Genomic DNA, 15,206 nt, shown 5'->3' on the forward strand with positions numbered 1-15,206 from the left:
TGATGAACTAAAGAGAAAGTAGAATTTCAGGGAGTGAGTTATGACAAAGATTGGTTTAGTGCAAATGAATTCAGGGCCCGATCCTGAGGCAAACCTTGTCCAGCTAAAAAAGAAGCTAAAAGGTTTACAATTGCAAGGTGCGCGTTTAGTCGTGACACCTGAAAATACACTTGTTTTTGGTGCTAACAGTGATTATAAACGCCATGCTGAAGTCTTAGGCGATGGTCCGTTACAAACTGAACTTGCTGCTTTTGCTAAACAATTGGGCATTTGGTTATTAATCGGATCGATGCCAATCAGTCAACCTGATGGCAAGATCACTTCAACAGCATTATTGTTTGATGATCAAGGTGTCTGTATTGCCCACTATAATAAACTGCATATGTTTGATGTAGAGATTGAAGATAAGCACCATAGTTATCGTGAATCTGATACTTTTCAATCTGGCAATGAGATAAAAGTAGTAGAGACTCCCTTTGGTAAAATTGGGTTATCAATCTGTTATGATGTGCGATTCCCTCAAATGTATTCCGCATTACGAGAACAAGGTGCCGATATTATTGTTGTGCCTGCGGCTTTCACGAAAGTAACAGGCAAAGCACATTGGGATATCTTATTACGTGCTCGAGCGATTGAAACCCAATGTTGGTTAATTGCAGCCGCGCAATGGGGTGAACATAATCAAGGTCGAGAAACCTGGGGGCATTCAATGATTATTGACCCTTGGGGGCAGGTACTAGCCTGTCAGCAACAAGGTACTGGTGTGTTAACGGCTGATATAGATTTAGATTTCAGTCAAACTATAAGAACAAATATGCCGTTGGTTGAGCACGCCCGTTTTAGTGTGCACCCGCGATAAATGACAAGAGCAGAATTAATGTCCCTGAAAACTGTAGAAAATACCATGCTAACCCAGTCGGGGTTAGGGCGTGAAGAGCTTCATAAAATCTTGAGCATGATTGCGGTTCGCGATGTTGATTATGCTGATATCTATTTCCAATCATGTTGGCATGAATCACTGGTACTGGAAGACAGTATCATTAAAGACGGTTCTTTTAATATTGACCGCGGTGTTGGTGTGCGTGCTGTTGCGGGTGAAAAAACCGGCTTTGCTTACTCAGATCAGATTAACGAGTTAGCATTAATGCAAAGTGCGAAAGCGGCGCGTGGTATTGTGCGTCAGGGTGGCAGTGCGAGTGTTAAAGCCTTTAGCCCTATTTCGCCTTCTGGTATTTATGCACCCGTTGATCCATTAGGCAGTTTTGATAAATTTCAAAAAATAGCATTACTGGAAGAAATCGACAGTTATATCCGTACTAAAGAGCCATTAGTGAAAGAAGTATCAGTCAGTATTAACGGTGTTTACGAGCAAGTCTTGGTTGCTGCTCTTGATGGTACTTATGCTGCTGATATTCGTCCGCTTGTCCGTTTATCTATCAGCGTGTTAGTTGAGAAAGGTGATAAACGTGAACGTGGTAGTGCGGGTGGCGGTGGCCGTTACGGTTATGAGCATTTCTTGCATGAAGAAGGTGGCAAGTCGGCGGCACTCAACTTTGCCGATGAAGCAATTCGTCAGGCATTGGTGAACCTTGAAGCTGAAGCAGCCCCTGCGGGTACAATGCCCGTTGTTCTAGGCAATGGTTGGCCTGGGGTCTTATTACACGAAGCCGTCGGTCATGGTCTAGAAGGTGACTTCAACCGTAAAGGGTCTTCGATGTTCTCGGGTCAGATGGGGCAGCAAGTTACCTCACCACTTTGTACCATTGTTGATGATGGTACGTTAGTTGATCGTCGTGGCTCGATTAATATCGATGATGAAGGTGTACCTGGGCAATATAACGTCTTAGTCGAAGGCGGCAAGTTAAAAGGATACATACAAGATAAGTTGAACGCTCGCCTTATGGGTGTTGATCCTACCGGTAATGGTCGTCGTGAATCGTATGCCCATTTACCTATGCCACGTATGACGAATACCTATATGTTGCCGGGTGAACATAGCCCTGAAGAAATTATCTCGAGTGTTAAAAAAGGTATCTACGCTCCTAATTTTGGTGGCGGTCAGGTTGATATCACATCCGGTAAATTTGTTTTCTCAGCATCTGAAGCCTACTTAATTGAAAACGGCAAAATCACACGTCCAATCAAAGGTGCAACCCTGATTGGTAGTGGTATTGAAGCGATGCAACAAGTGTCGATGGTGGGTAATGATCTATCCATTGATCGCGGTGTGGGTGTGTGTGGTAAAGCAGGGCAGAGTATTCCTGTTGGTGTCGGTCAACCGACATTGAAGATTGATTCGATGACAGTAGGTGGTACAGAGTAATTAATCTGTTATCTATGTAAATTGATATAAAAATGCCAGCATCCTTTGCTGGCTTTTTTATGCATCGAATCTTGATGCATGTTGCAGTAAGATCAGTCTTTTAGGTACAGCTCTTTCAGATATTGAAAAATTTCACGGTAAGCCTTTGCTGGCTTATTGTTTGCTTTTTCTTTATTTGCTTGGCGAGTTAGTTGACGCAAGTGCTGACGGTCTGCATCAGGGTGATCAACCATAATGGCATTGAGCATGCTGTCGCCATTCTCGATTAAACGATCACGCTTTTGTTCAAGCTTCTTCAAAGCAACAGTGTTCTGCGAGTGTTTGTTACGTAGTTTATCAAGTGCAGCCTGAATCGGATCAAGGTCGATATGCTTCATCACTTTGCCGATGTATTGCAGCTGACGACGGCGAGCTTCATTCTTGAAGCGCTGCGCATCTTTAATCGAATCCATTAACTCTTCTTCAAGCGGGATTTTCGCTAAAGCATTCGGCGTTAGAGCAACAAGCTCTTCACCCAGTTTTTGGATATCAAGCATGTCGCGTTTCATCTCGGTTTTACTTACCCAGATGATTTCTTCTTCTGGTTCCCAAGGGGCTTTTTGGTTTTTACGGCTCATAACTGGCTCACTAAAAATGCTAATGTATCTATTTTATCAGTTTACTAACGATTTTGGGCGTAAATTACATTATTCTGTAACTATCATAATTATATAACGATTAAAGCCAGATAAGTGATCCTATGGACGTAAGAGAACAGGTAGCACATCAGCGTGTTGAGCTGGAAGCTGCAGTTGCTAAAGCTTTAGAAGTCGCAGGACAGCAAGCCGATGCTGCTGAAGTTGCTATTAATAAAACCACAGGTATCAGTGTTTCCACTCGCATGTGTGAAATCGAGAATGTGGAATTTAACAGTGACGGTGCTCTGGGTATCACAGTATACCGCGGCCAGCGTAAAGGCAGTGCTTCCACATCAGATTTGAGTGAAAAAGCCATTGCCCAAACAGTTGCTGCTGCACTTGATATCGCTCGATACACCTCAGAAGATCCCTTTGCAGGCCCTGCTCCTGCAGAGTTGATGGCAAAAAATATTCCAGAGTTAGATCTGTTTCACCCTGATGAACCAGAACCTGATTTTGCGGCATCGATTGCTTTTGCTGCAGAGCAAGCGGCATTAGATTTTGACCCTCGTATAAAACAAAGCGATGGTGCAAGTTACGATAGCCATTACGGCGTGCGTGTTTATGGTAACAGCCATGGCCTGCTAGCGAGTTATGCTTCTAGCCGCCACAGTACGAGCTGTTGTGTGATTGCTGAAGGTAAGAATGGTCAGATGGAGCGAGACTACAGTTACACGTCTTCACGCGTTGCATCTGAACTCTGGACGCCTGAGCGTGTAGGGCGACATGCCGCAGAGCGTACGCTTGGTCGTATTGATGCGCAGAAGTTGTCGACACGTGAAGCGCCGATTATGTTTGCTGCTGATATTGCGACGGGTTTGTTTGGTCATCTGATTATGGGTATCAGTGGTTCGAATTTATACCGTAAATCTTCATTTTTGTTAGATCAGCTCGGTGAGCAGATCTTCCCTGAATGGTTAAATATTAGCGAGCGCCCACATATTCTTCGTGGTATGGCGAGTACGCCATTTGATAGTGAAGGCTTGGCGACGCGTGATTTAGAAATTATTACTGATGGTGTGCTGCAAACCTATCTGATGACAAGTTATGCTGCGCGCAAATTAGGGCAGCAGCCAACGGGTCACGCTGGTGGCATTCATAACTGGTTAGTGAAATCGACGGGTGAAAGCTTTGAGCAGATGCTGAAAAAGATGGACCGCGGTTTATTGGTAACAGAGTTAATGGGTCAAGGCGTTAACATTGTAACGGGAGATTACTCTCGAGGTGCTTCTGGTTTTTGGGTTGAAAACGGTGAGATTCAATACCCTGTCAGCGAAATTACCATTGCTGGCAACCTAAAAGATATGATGAAAAACATTGTGGCAATTGGTGCAGACACGGAAACACGTAGTCAAATCCAAACAGGCTCTATTTTATTAGACACAATGAAGATTGCTGGCGAGTAAATGCATCATAACTGATTATTTACGGCTGTGTTAATTGACTAAAAAGGGACAACGTATTTATCTTAAGTGATAAATACGTTGTCCCTTTTTATATATGAAGCGAACGGTTTTCTATATTAAAAAGATCGTTGCAAGGCCAAGGAAAACCGACAGACCAACAATATCGGTGATGGTGGTTAATGCCATGCCTCCGGCAAGTGCCGGGTCAATATTGTATTTTTTCAATAGTATTGGAATTGTTACACCCGCCACACCCGCTAGAACGAGGTTGGTGAGCATCGCACCGGCAATGATGGCACCGAGTACAATATTTCCTTTCCACAATACCACCACGCCGCCAATAATCGCAGCCCACAAGATACCGTTAATTAAACCGACTCGGGCTTCTTTGCTTAGTAACCAGCGGGTGTTTGAATCACCAATGTGTCCAACGGCTAAACCACGAATAACCAAGGCAACGGTTTGGTTACCTGCCACACCGCCCATAGAGGGGACAATTGTCATCAAAACAGCAATGGATGCCATTTGTGCTAGTGTGTCTTCAAACATGTTAGAAACAGAAGCGGCTGCTAATGCCGCAAGTACATTAACACCAAGCCAGATACTTCGACGACGTGCCGACTTCATCACTGGTGCGAAGGTATCTTCGTCATCATCAAGACCCGCCATACTCATCATCGAGTGTTCAGCATCTTCTCGAATAATATCGACCACATCATCGATAGTGATACGACCGACGAGATGACTATTAGCATCAACGACTGGGGCTGAAATCCAATTTCGGCGTTCGAATAAGTTAGCGATTTCGCTATCATCCATATCGACAGGAATGGCTTCATCAGAATCTTCCATAACGTCACGGATTTCGATATCAGGTTGCGTGGTTATTAAGGCCGAAAGAGAAAGGTGACCAATTAACTTTTCTTGTTCATCCACCACGTACAAGGCATCTGTTGCTTCAGGGAGTTCCCCTTTCATACGTAGATAACGTAGAACAACATCTGCCGTAACATCACCACGAATTGTGATGAAGTCGGTGCTCATCATCCCGCCAGCGGTTTCTTCTGGGTAGGCGAGAGCTTTTTCTATGCGATGACGATCGGTGGCATCCATTTGTGCCAACACTTCCTGATATCTCTCATCAGACAAGCTACGCAATACATAGGCGACGTCATCACTTTCCATCCCCTCGGTCACGGCCGCCAGTTTTTCTGGCTCCATTTGCGAGACGATACCGTCTTTTACATCTTCTGATAACTCATCAAGAATCTCACCTTGCTCTTCAGGATCGGTCAGCTGCCAAAGTACCTGACGCTCTTTAGGCGGAGAAGCTTCTAAGAGGTGAGCAATATCCTCCGGTTCCATATCTTGAAGAATACGGCGGACATGAACAAACATCCCGTTTTCTAGGGCTGTGTTCACTTCTTGCAGTGTTTGATGTGTTTGATCTTGTTCTAAAGCATCCGCCATAGGCAATGGGACCTTATGAATTGATGGCGCAATAATTTGAATTTTAACGTATTACGAAGGCTGTTGTCTCACCAGATTTAAGAGGAATTAAATATTTAATGCTGGTGTTAAATCGACAATAACGGTGAAGGTGGTAATAGTTGCTGCAGATTACGACTTTTATCGTCATTATCGATTCATTTATCGGTGTTTAGTGTTTATTTAACAGCTAGAACATCGATTAATTATCTTCATCAAAACCCGCCTCAATAAGGTCGGTGACAGCATTAAGCGCTTGTTCGGCATCACTTCCTTCTGCGCTAACGTTGATTTGCTGACCTTGCGCCGATTCAAGCATCAATAATCCCATTACGCTGTCTGCAGTAGCACTTTTTTCATCATTACTGATAGTGATAGTTGCTTCGAAACTTTGGGTTAATTCAACCAGTTTTATGGCTGCTCTTGCATGTAGACCTAGGCGATTTTTAATGAACAGTTCACGGCTTAATGCTGGCATTATTTACTTTCCAGTGTACGGTGGCGAATTTGTACTTGTTGCCCATCATGATGGAAATGATCTGCGAGTTGTTGGGCAACATAGACAGAGCGGTGTTGACCACCGGTGCAACCAATTGCAACGGTAAGATAACTACGGTTATTTTTTTCGAGCAGAGGCAGCCAAGTTTCGATGAAGTTACGGATCTGGTAAATCAATTTATTGACTTCAGCATGCCCGACAAGGAATTCTTTGACCTCTTGATCTAAACCCGTTTGGGGTTTTAGTTCAGGAACCCAATGCGGGTTTGGCAAAAAGCGAACATCAAACACGTAATCAGCGTCTGTGGGTAAACCATGTTTGAAGCCGAACGATTCAAATACTAATATCAGCTTACGTGATTCACGCCCCAGTACACGTGCTCGAACCGTCTCACTTAAATCATGAATCGATTTATTGGTTGTATCGATCACTAAGTCAGCGTGTTCTTTGATATCAGCGACAATCGCACTTTCAGACTGAATAGCTTGCTCTAAGCTCATATCTTGTTTTGAAAGAGGGTGTAAGCGTCGAGTTTCGCTATAACGCTTCACCAATTCTTTGTCGTCAGCATCAATAAAGATGACGTTAATATCCAATTTATCATCGAGTGAATTCAATGTTTTTTGGATCACGCCTGATTCAGAGGGCATGTTACGTACATCGATACTTACCGCAATATCTTGCTCGTTATTTTCAACCGTACTGATAAATTGTGGTAGTAGAGTCACGGGAAGATTATCAACACAGTAATAACCAAGATCTTCTAACACACGTAGTGCTACGGATTTTCCTGAACCAGAGCGTCCACTTACGACCATTAACTGCATGGTTAACCTACCTCAATCATTACGGGGTATAGATAATTATGATTCATTTGTCATGATTTGATAAAGCTCTTCATCACTTTTAGCCGTTCGTAATTGTTTACAAACCTGCTTATTACTGAGCTTTTCTGCCATGCTTGAAAGGGTCTTTAAGTGCTCTTTACATTGTGCATCAGGCACGAGTAAAGCAAAAAGAAGATCGACAGGTTGGTTATCGATGGCATCAAATTGAATGGGATCCTGACACTGAATTAGAATAGCGATAGCTTTATCACTGTTTTGAATTCGACCGTGTGGGATAGCGATACCGTTACCAATTCCTGTACTGCCCATTTTTTCACGATTTAAAATACATTCAAAAAGAGGCTGTGGATTTTGGTCAAGGTGCTCAGCGGCAATCTCGCTGATAATTTCTAGGGCGCGTTTTTTGCTGGAGCAGTGAACTGCACTTTTTGTGCAGTCCAGGCTCAATACGTTACTAAGATGCATAATTAGTGACTGTTGAGCTTATCTTTATGTTTGTTTAATTGACGGACGAGTTTATCAGTCAATGAGTCTATAGCGGCATACATATTTTCAGAATCCGCTTTTGCGTGGATTTCACCACCATTAATGTGCAAGGTAGCTTCGGCTATTTGATGTAGTTTATCTACGGTCAAAATCACTTGAACATTATTAATCTTATCGAAAAAGCGTTCTAGCCTGTCAAATTTAGTCGTGACATATTCGCGAAGAGCTTGAGTAACTTCAACATGGTGCCCAGTGATATTGATTTGCATAGACATCTTCCTTTCGTTATATCTGGTTAGATCAGACGTTTTCGTTGGTTAGATGGCGAAATTCCCAAGGATTCACGGTATTTAGCAATGGTTCTTCTCGCTACCATGATGCCTTGTTCTGCCAATAAAGTCGCAATTTTGCTGTCACTAAGAGGTTTTGCTTGGTTTTCTGCCGCGACTAACTTCTTAACAAGTGCTCGGATGGCGGTTGATGAACATTCACCCCCGCTATCGGTATTAACATGACTTGAGAAAAAGTATTTTAATTCGAATATGCCACGCGGTGTATGCATGTACTTTTGCGTAGTAACACGAGAAATCGTTGATTCGTGCATTTCAACGTCGAGCGCAATATCATTCAGTACCATCGGCTTCATGGCTTCTTCGCCATACTCAAAGAAATCTTGCTGATGCTCAACAATACAACGAGACACTTTTAAAAGGGTTTCATTTCGGCTTTCTAAGCTTTTAATTAACCATTTAGCATCTTGTAAATGGGTGCGGATAAATAGGCTATCAGCACTGTTGCGTGTGGTTTTGCTGAGTGCTGCGTATTGTTGGTTCACTCGAATACGAGGTACGCTATCAGGGTTGATGGTGACTACCCACTTGCCATGATTTTTTATAACAGACACATCAGGAATGACATATTCAGTTTCTGACGCGATAATACGATTGCCAGGGCGTGGGGCTAAACTATGAATCAGTTGCATCACTGATTTGAGTTCACTCTCTTTTAATTTAGTTTCACGCATCAACTGGCGATAATCACGGTTACCCAATAAATCAATATGTTGATTGAGCAAAATTTTCGCTTCAGTTAGCCATGGTGTATCTTCGGGGAACGTTGCAAGCTGAAGCAGTAGGCATTCTTGCAAATTTCGAGAGGCAACACCTAAAGGGTCAAATTGTTGCACCCGTTTCAGTACGGCTTCAACTTCATCTAACTCAACTTCTTCATCGCCCATACTTTCAAGAATGTCATCAGCGGAACAGGTCAGGTAACCTCTGTCGTCAACCGCATCAATGATAGCGGTCGCAATGGTTAAATCGGTTTCTGAGAAAGGCGTTAGGTGAACTTGCCACATCAAATAATCTTGAAGTGATTCCGTTGTTTCACCTTGATAGACGGGCATTTCATCATTAACAGCAATGCCGGTGCTACCAGTTCCTGAGCTATAAACATCATCCCAAGTTGTATCGACAGGCAGTTCTTCGGGCATTTCACGTTGCTCGATAACTTCTGATGTGTCGAATGGTTCAGGTTCTGATTGAATATTGTCTGATGAGTCAGTATCGGTCGGACCTTCTGAATCATTTTGTTCTGAACTCACGGACTCCGTATTTTTATCATTATCGGATGAGTCGGAATCTGAATCGTTAGGGTTTTCCTCGAGCTCCAACAAAGGATTGCTGTCCAAAGCTTCTTGGATTTCTTGCTGTAGATCCAAAGTCGATAATTGCAACAAACGAATCGCTTGCTGTAATTGTGGCGTCATTGCCAATTGTTGGCCTAGCTTAAGCTGGAGCGAGGTTTTCATTCGTGTTTATACACCTTGTTATTATATTTATTGTGCCTGCCATCTATTACTAACTATAGACGGAACTGGTCACCTAGATAAACACGTTTCACATGCTCATCATTCAATACATCTGATGGTGTACCATTTGCGATCAAATGACCTTGGCTTACAATATATGCATGCTCACAAACATCCAATGTTTCACGAACGTTATGATCGGTAATCAGTACACCAAGCCCACGATCGCGTAAATGTTCGATGACTTTCTTGATGTCGATCACAGAGATAGGATCGACACCTGCAAATGGTTCATCAAGCAGAATGAATTTTGGATTTGCAGCGAGTGCTCGTGCAATTTCTACGCGGCGGCGTTCACCACCTGATAGCGCCATGCCTAAACTATTGCGGATGTGCTGAATGTTGAATTCATTTAATAATTCTTCAAGTTTATCTTGGCGCTGTTGTTTTGTGATTTCTTTACGGGTTTGCAGCACAGCCATTAGGTTGTCGTGAACAGACAAACGACGGAAAATAGAGGCTTCTTGCGGCAGATATCCAATACCCATGCGAGAACGAGTGTGCATCGGCTGAAGGCTGATGTCAGTACCATCAATCGTAATTTTACCTTCATCACGCGCCACTAATCCGACAATCATGTAAAAAGAGGTCGTTTTACCTGCACCGTTTGGTCCAAGTAAGCCAACAATCTTGCCTGATTCCACTTCAAGGCTCACGTCTGAAACGACTTTACGTCCGTTATAACTTTTGGCTAAGTTTTCTGCTTTTAGTATTGCCATTGCCGCCGCTTATTTTTTGTTATTGTTAAGGTTTTTAGGTTGAAGAATGGTAGTAACACGCTTTTTCTTACCACTTTCAGCAACTAATCTTTGTTCATCTATTTTATAGGTGATGACTTTACCTTGAATCTCGCTGCCTTCTTGAATCAAAATGGCTTCGTCAGTCATTTTCAAGAAGTCGATAGCTGTTTCATAACGCATTTTTAACGAAGCACCATCGATAGGTTTACCATCATCCATGATTTGATGGAAGGTTGCTGGCTTACCATAGGCATCGATAGTTTCTTGACCGTCCTGACCATTTGGGCGGGTAATCACGACTTTATCGGCACGAATGTCGATGCTGCCTTGGCGCAAAATAACATTGCCTGTAAAGGTCACGATGTTTTTTTGGATATCCAATTCTTGGTTATCAGAGTCGATATAAATTGGTTGCTCTGTATCGTTGCTTAATGCCCAGCTTGGTGTGCTTAAACACAGAAACAGCAGAGTGCTAATTTTGTAAAGCTTCATATCTACCTTTCACATTATTCAATAAGGTTGCCACGCTTCGGTCCATATTACCTTTCATTCCTGTGCCTTCATTTTGGAAGCCAGTGCCAGTAATAACAACGTGATCTGCGGTATCAAAATCTTTGGTGACCAAATCCAGTCGTAAAGTATCTGTTTGCATAACTTTCATGATGGATTCTGGTAATAAGTTAAATATACGTACATTACCCGTCATTTGAAGGACTTGGTCTTTATCTAGTTTGGCGGTATTTGAACTGATTCGCCACTCTGTATTTTCACCATCGCGATATACCCATAATACGGGCTTATCAAAATCGGTATCACCACTCACACTAAAGTGTTCTAAATAATCAGAATCAATTTGGTAACTACGCATGCCTGATTCATTAAACGCGGTATTGGTAACAATACTACCCGTAAATAATGGTTTTTCCGTATCAGGCTCAACTTGAATATCATCTTTCCATCGATTTTCAAGCAAGTAGTAGCCAAACCATGCACAAATCACAATAAGTAGTGCACAGAATAGCCGTTGTAACGTCATATACTTAGCCCTTTATGCTCGTCTAATTCCCCTCGAGCTTCAAGAATAAGATCGCAAACTTCACGTACTGCACCGCAACCGCCTTGAATGCGAGTGACAAAGTCAGCACGCTGAGCCAGAAGTGGATGGCCATCAGCAACACAAACGGATAAGCCAATTTTTTCCATTACCGGCCAATCAATTAAATCGTCGCCAATATAGGCTGTATGTTCAGCATCAATGTTGAGGTTTGCGATAATATCGTTATAAGCCGAAATTTTATTATCTTGCCCTTGATAGATGTGTTTGATTCCCAATGCGGTCATACGATTTTCTACAATCGCAGATTGACGACCTGTAATGATCGCAATTTCAATACCTGCATTCATAAGGGACTTAATGCCATAGCCGTCACGGGTATGAAACGTTTTTAATTCTTCACCATCATTACCCATGTAAATACGACCATCTGAAAACACACCATCAACATCACAAATTAATAAACGAATGTTTTTCGCTTTTTGATAGTTGGTTAAGCATACCGGACCATAAATTGTATCTACTTGATCTGTCATTACATAACTCCGGCTTTTAATAAATCATGCATATTTAATGCACCCACTAATTGGCCATTTTCAGTGATAAGCAATCCATTGATTTTGTTATCTTCCATCAATTTTAAGCCTTCTGCTGCTAACACATTTGCTTCAATGGTTGATGGGTTGCGTCCCATCACATCACCAATCGCTGTATTATGAATGTCTACGCGCTTATCCAGTAAGCGACGTAAATCACCATCAGTGAAAATACCCGTAAGTTGCTGCTCACTATTGACCACTGCCGTCATGCCTAAGCCTTTACGTGATACTTCAAGTAGGGCGTCTTTGATGGTGGCAGCTTCATCAATAATAGGAAGCAAGTCGCCAGTGTGCATAACATCAGCAATACGCAGAAGTAATTTACGGCCTAAAGCACCACCAGGATGTGATAATGCAAAATCATTAGCAGTAAAGCCACGCGCTTCCATTAGTGCGATTGCCAAGGCATCACCCATTGCTAAGGTTGCCGTTGTACTGGATGTAGGTGCTAAATTCAGTGGACAAGCTTCTGCAGCAACAGTGATCTGCAAATGGACTTGCGAGAACTTTGCCATGCTTGATTCTGGTTTGCCCGTTACGCTGATCAATGGAATGCCAAGGCGTTTTATAACGGGTAGTAGTGATAAAATTTCACCGGCTTCGCCAGAATTTGAGATTGCTAGAACGACATCCCCTTTCTCAATCATACCAAGATCACCATGGCTGGCTTCACCAGGGTGAACGAAGAAAGAAGGGGTGCCAGTACTTGCTAGCGTAGCGGCGATCTTATTGCCGATATGACCCGATTTTCCCATTCCCATGACGATGACTTTGCCGTGACTACTTAAAATGAGTTCACAAGCCTGAGTAAAACAGCCATTAATGTATTGGGATATCTGCTGTAATGCAGCAATTTCAATTTCTAAAACTTTACGGCCATGGGCGCAAAAATCAAACTTCTCTGACATGGGGAATCTCCGTTAGGCTGCCATCGTATAAAAAAGGTGGAACTGATAAGCCATGAAGCAGCAAACAAGGATACCACCTTCTACACGATTGATTCTACGACGCTTACCAAGTGCCATTAAGAGTAATAAAACCGATAAACCTAACATAACGTAAAAATCACGCCCCATCGCGAGTGGGCTGATGACTGATGGATTAATTAAGCCAGGAATACCCATTACGGCGAGTATATTGAATACGTTTGAGCCAATAATATTACCGACCGCCATATCATCTTCACCTTTGAAGATACTGGCAATGGAAGCCGCTAGTTCAGGTAAACTGGTGCCAATCGCGATAATAGTGAGCCCGATAAGAAGATCACTCATGCCGAAATGCTTCGCAATGGTGACGGCCGAATCAACCAGTATGCTTGCAGCATAAGGTAACAGTATAATACCAACAACAACCCAAATGATGGCTGCTTTGTTGCTCACGCCTGTTGGGATTTCTGATTCTTGCTCTTCAGCTAGTGGGTCGCCAATGTCTTTAGCATTACGGCTGATTTTTAGCATTACGAGTAAAAACATGATGAAAAGTACGACAAGCAGCACACCTTCCATAAAGCCTAGGTAGTTATCCCATAGCAAGAAACCGGCAATGAGCGTAACACCAAGCATAAGGGGTAATTCGCGACGAATAATAATGGAGCTAATCGAAAGCGGTTTTATTAAAGCGGTAATACCAATAATAAGGGCAATATTGGCGATATTAGAGCCCAGTACGTTACCGACTGCTGTATCGGTTTTACCGGCAAGTGCTGCTGTTGCAGACACCATCATTTCTGGGGCTGAAGAGCCCATGGCAAGAATAGTCATGCCTATAACAAGCGGTGCAATACCGAAGTTTCTTGCTAGCGCTGCCGCACCAAACACGAGTCGATCTGCACTCCATACAAGTAAGGCTAAACCGATACATAGCAACACAATAGCTTCGAGCATTCTTATCCCTTTATTTTTTTATTACGCTTTGCGATTAATTTAAACGTTAACGAATGAATTTTACATATTATTAGGGCAATTTTGACGGGAAGCTTAGCAAAAGGGAAGCGATAGTCGTGACTAATTGCTGTCACTAATGGCTATTTCTCTTATAGGCCTGAATTGATTGTCTAATTACCACCTTAAAAACGATCGAGTAAGCCATATAGATAAAGGCATGCTACCATCATTAAAACAGCGTGCAAAATTGAGGCGGTATTTATTATTACTATAAATGACAGCCAAGAAGTGACCGTTAATTGGTTATTGTGACTAGCTAAACTCCCACAATGAGAGCGATAGCGATGAAATGACAATAAACTAACCTCTATCACCTTGAGTTGGTTGCATAAAGTACCTATCATTTATAGTCGATTGTAAAAAACACAATTTTTCAAAGTGATGCGTCTAAACATGTAAGTGCAGAGACGGAATAACTAAACAGGGCGGGTATGGAATCGAGTGAAACATTAGTATCAATTAAAAATGTATCGTTTTCTCGTGGAGGCCGAAAAATTTTTGATGATGTCAGCTTAGACGTACCTAAAGGTAAAGTGACGGCGATCATGGGACCTTCAGGGATCGGTAAAACGACATTATTACGCTTGATCGGTGGCCAGATTGATCCCGACCACGGTGAGATATGGTTTGATCAAGTTAACGTTCCTCAGTTAAAACGTGCACAGCTTTATCAAGTAAGAAAGCGTATGAGCATGTTGTTTCAATCGGGTGCGCTATTCACTGACATGACCGTATTTGATAACGTAGCCTTCCCATTAAGAGAACATACTGATTTACCGGAAGACCTATTAGATACGTTAGTATTACTTAAGCTGGAAGCGGTAGGGCTGCGTGGTGCCGCAAATCTTATGCCAAATGAGTTATCAGGTGGTATGGCACGCAGAGCGGCATTAGCGCGGGCAATTGCACTTGATCCCGATTTAATGATGTACGACGAACCGTTTGTGGGCCAAGATCCTATAACTATGGGAGTATTGGTTAAATTGATTAGCAGTTTAAATCAAGCATTAGGTATTACCTCTGTGATCGTATCGCACGATGTACCTGAAGTAATGAGTATTGCCGATAAAGTTTATTTATTATCTGGCGGTAAAGTTATCGGTAGTGGTACGCCTGATGAATTACGAGCAAATACTGATGAACGTGTGCGTCAGTTTTTAGATGGTGATGCTGATGGACCAGTTCCTTTTCAGTATCCAGCTCGAGCACTAGAACAAGATTTGTTTGCAAAAAGACCATCAAAATAGCGATTAAGAATAAAGATATATAA

Annotated in this window: 17 protein-coding genes; 4 read left to right on the plus strand and 13 right to left on the minus strand. The window is 42.6% G+C overall.

All coding sequences use genetic code 11. The features are described from left to right. Positions 1-40: 40 nt before the first annotated feature. Together C9J12_RS16375 and tldD are read left to right on the plus strand one after the other, a co-directional pair. Positions 41-859 (plus strand): carbon-nitrogen hydrolase family protein, encoded by an 819-nt coding sequence (locus C9J12_RS16375; protein ID WP_011219822.1) that lies wholly within the window; start codon positions 41-43, stop codon positions 857-859. 45 nt (positions 860-904) lie between these two features. Next, complete coding sequence (tldD, locus tag C9J12_RS16380; RefSeq protein WP_407675685.1) at positions 905-2,323, plus strand: metalloprotease TldD; 1,419 nt, start codon at positions 905-907, stop codon at positions 2,321-2,323. Between the two features lie 92 nt (positions 2,324-2,415). Here the strand turns inward: tldD and yjgA are convergent, their stop codons facing one another. Next, positions 2,416-2,940, minus strand: coding sequence for a ribosome biogenesis factor YjgA (gene yjgA, locus C9J12_RS16385; protein ID WP_107243697.1), 525 nt, complete (start codon positions 2,938-2,940; stop codon positions 2,416-2,418). A gap of 122 nt (positions 2,941-3,062) precedes the next feature. On the opposite strand from yjgA, the gene pmbA reads away from it, so the two are divergent. Continuing rightward, positions 3,063-4,406 carry a metalloprotease PmbA gene (gene pmbA, locus C9J12_RS16390; RefSeq protein ID WP_107243698.1) on the plus strand — a complete coding sequence of 448 codons (1,344 nt, stop codon included), beginning with the start codon at positions 3,063-3,065 and terminating at the stop codon, positions 4,404-4,406. Between the two features lie 111 nt (positions 4,407-4,517). On the opposite strand, the gene mgtE is transcribed toward pmbA, so the two are convergent. From mgtE to C9J12_RS16450, 12 genes are all read right to left on the minus strand, one after another. After that, complete coding sequence (mgtE, locus tag C9J12_RS16395) at positions 4,518-5,876, minus strand: magnesium transporter (RefSeq protein ID WP_107243699.1); 1,359 nt, start codon at positions 5,874-5,876, stop codon at positions 4,518-4,520. A gap of 220 nt (positions 5,877-6,096) precedes the next feature. Next, the gene (locus C9J12_RS16400) at positions 6,097-6,372 is read right to left on the minus strand and encodes an HPr family phosphocarrier protein (RefSeq protein WP_011219817.1); all 276 of its coding nucleotides are present in this window, start codon (positions 6,370-6,372) and stop codon (positions 6,097-6,099) included. After that, complete coding sequence (rapZ, locus tag C9J12_RS16405; RefSeq protein ID WP_107243700.1) at positions 6,372-7,220, minus strand: RNase adapter RapZ; 849 nt, start codon at positions 7,218-7,220, stop codon at positions 6,372-6,374. The genes C9J12_RS16400 and rapZ overlap by 1 nt, the downstream gene beginning before the upstream one ends. 36 nt (positions 7,221-7,256) lie before the next feature. Continuing rightward, a complete protein-coding gene (gene ptsN / locus C9J12_RS16410; protein ID WP_041394539.1) occupies positions 7,257-7,706 on the minus strand; it encodes a PTS IIA-like nitrogen regulatory protein PtsN in 450 nt (149 codons plus the stop codon). Positions 7,707-7,708: 2 nt separating this feature from the next. Then, positions 7,709-7,996: a ribosome hibernation promoting factor gene (gene hpf, locus C9J12_RS16415; protein ID WP_107243701.1), complete on the minus strand. Its 288-nt coding sequence runs from the start codon at positions 7,994-7,996 to the stop codon at positions 7,709-7,711. Between the two features lie 26 nt (positions 7,997-8,022). Beyond that, the gene (locus C9J12_RS16420; RefSeq protein WP_107243702.1) at positions 8,023-9,537 is read right to left on the minus strand and encodes an RNA polymerase factor sigma-54; all 1,515 of its coding nucleotides are present in this window, start codon (positions 9,535-9,537) and stop codon (positions 8,023-8,025) included. A gap of 53 nt (positions 9,538-9,590) precedes the next feature. After that, positions 9,591-10,316 (minus strand): LPS export ABC transporter ATP-binding protein, encoded by a 726-nt coding sequence (lptB, locus tag C9J12_RS16425; protein ID WP_107243703.1) that lies wholly within the window; start codon positions 10,314-10,316, stop codon positions 9,591-9,593. A 9-nt stretch (positions 10,317-10,325) separates the two neighbouring features. Then, positions 10,326-10,829: a lipopolysaccharide transport periplasmic protein LptA gene (gene lptA / locus C9J12_RS16430; protein WP_107243704.1), complete on the minus strand. Its 504-nt coding sequence runs from the start codon at positions 10,827-10,829 to the stop codon at positions 10,326-10,328. Continuing rightward, the gene (gene lptC / locus C9J12_RS16435; RefSeq protein ID WP_107243705.1) at positions 10,810-11,373 is read right to left on the minus strand and encodes an LPS export ABC transporter periplasmic protein LptC; all 564 of its coding nucleotides are present in this window, start codon (positions 11,371-11,373) and stop codon (positions 10,810-10,812) included. Before lptC ends, lptA begins: the two co-directional genes overlap by 20 nt. Then, positions 11,370-11,927 (minus strand): 3-deoxy-manno-octulosonate-8-phosphatase KdsC, encoded by a 558-nt coding sequence (kdsC, locus tag C9J12_RS16440; RefSeq protein ID WP_107243706.1) that lies wholly within the window; start codon positions 11,925-11,927, stop codon positions 11,370-11,372. The genes lptC and kdsC overlap by 4 nt, the downstream gene beginning before the upstream one ends. Next, positions 11,927-12,898: a KpsF/GutQ family sugar-phosphate isomerase gene (locus tag C9J12_RS16445; protein ID WP_107243707.1), complete on the minus strand. Its 972-nt coding sequence runs from the start codon at positions 12,896-12,898 to the stop codon at positions 11,927-11,929. The genes kdsC and C9J12_RS16445 overlap by 1 nt, the downstream gene beginning before the upstream one ends. 12 nt (positions 12,899-12,910) lie before the next feature. After that, entirely contained in the window at positions 12,911-13,876 is a 966-nt protein-coding gene (locus C9J12_RS16450) for a calcium/sodium antiporter (RefSeq protein ID WP_107243708.1), read from the minus strand. 491 nt (positions 13,877-14,367) lie between these two features. Between C9J12_RS16450 and mlaF the strand changes: the two genes are divergently transcribed. Next, positions 14,368-15,183: a phospholipid ABC transporter ATP-binding protein MlaF gene (gene mlaF / locus C9J12_RS16455; protein WP_107243709.1), complete on the plus strand. Its 816-nt coding sequence runs from the start codon at positions 14,368-14,370 to the stop codon at positions 15,181-15,183. Positions 15,184-15,206 lie beyond the last annotated feature (23 nt).

The organism is Photobacterium frigidiphilum, assembly GCF_003025615.1.
Classification (GTDB): Bacteria; Pseudomonadota; Gammaproteobacteria; order Enterobacterales; family Vibrionaceae; genus Photobacterium; species Photobacterium frigidiphilum.

Excerpts from the sequence above, each read along its gene's own strand:
- ptsN (WP_041394539.1), bottom strand. The coding sequence starts at position 7,706 with ATGCATCTTAGTAACGTATTGAGCCTGGACTGCACAAAAAGTGCAGTT.
- mgtE (WP_107243699.1), bottom strand. The coding sequence starts at position 5,876 with ATGGCGGATGCTTTAGAACAAGATCAAACACATCAAACACTGCAAGAA.
- mlaF (WP_107243709.1), top strand. The coding sequence starts at position 14,368 with ATGGAATCGAGTGAAACATTAGTATCAATTAAAAATGTATCGTTTTCT.
- pmbA (WP_107243698.1), top strand. The coding sequence starts at position 3,063 with ATGGACGTAAGAGAACAGGTAGCACATCAGCGTGTTGAGCTGGAAGCT.
- yjgA (WP_107243697.1), bottom strand. The coding sequence starts at position 2,940 with ATGAGCCGTAAAAACCAAAAAGCCCCTTGGGAACCAGAAGAAGAAATC.
- tldD (WP_407675685.1), top strand. The coding sequence starts at position 905 with ATGCTAACCCAGTCGGGGTTAGGGCGTGAAGAGCTTCATAAAATCTTG.
- rapZ (WP_107243700.1), bottom strand. The coding sequence starts at position 7,220 with ATGCAGTTAATGGTCGTAAGTGGACGCTCTGGTTCAGGAAAATCCGTA.
- C9J12_RS16375 (WP_011219822.1), top strand. The coding sequence starts at position 41 with ATGACAAAGATTGGTTTAGTGCAAATGAATTCAGGGCCCGATCCTGAG.
- C9J12_RS16445 (WP_107243707.1), bottom strand. The coding sequence starts at position 12,898 with ATGTCAGAGAAGTTTGATTTTTGCGCCCATGGCCGTAAAGTTTTAGAA.
- C9J12_RS16420 (WP_107243702.1), bottom strand. The coding sequence starts at position 9,537 with ATGAAAACCTCGCTCCAGCTTAAGCTAGGCCAACAATTGGCAATGACG.
- C9J12_RS16400 (WP_011219817.1), bottom strand. The coding sequence starts at position 6,372 with ATGCCAGCATTAAGCCGTGAACTGTTCATTAAAAATCGCCTAGGTCTA.
- lptC (WP_107243705.1), bottom strand. The coding sequence starts at position 11,373 with ATGACGTTACAACGGCTATTCTGTGCACTACTTATTGTGATTTGTGCA.
- lptA (WP_107243704.1), bottom strand. The coding sequence starts at position 10,829 with ATGAAGCTTTACAAAATTAGCACTCTGCTGTTTCTGTGTTTAAGCACA.
- C9J12_RS16450 (WP_107243708.1), bottom strand. The coding sequence starts at position 13,876 with ATGCTCGAAGCTATTGTGTTGCTATGTATCGGTTTAGCCTTACTTGTA.
- kdsC (WP_107243706.1), bottom strand. The coding sequence starts at position 11,927 with ATGACAGATCAAGTAGATACAATTTATGGTCCGGTATGCTTAACCAAC.
- lptB (WP_107243703.1), bottom strand. The coding sequence starts at position 10,316 with ATGGCAATACTAAAAGCAGAAAACTTAGCCAAAAGTTATAACGGACGT.
- hpf (WP_107243701.1), bottom strand. The coding sequence starts at position 7,996 with ATGCAAATCAATATCACTGGGCACCATGTTGAAGTTACTCAAGCTCTT.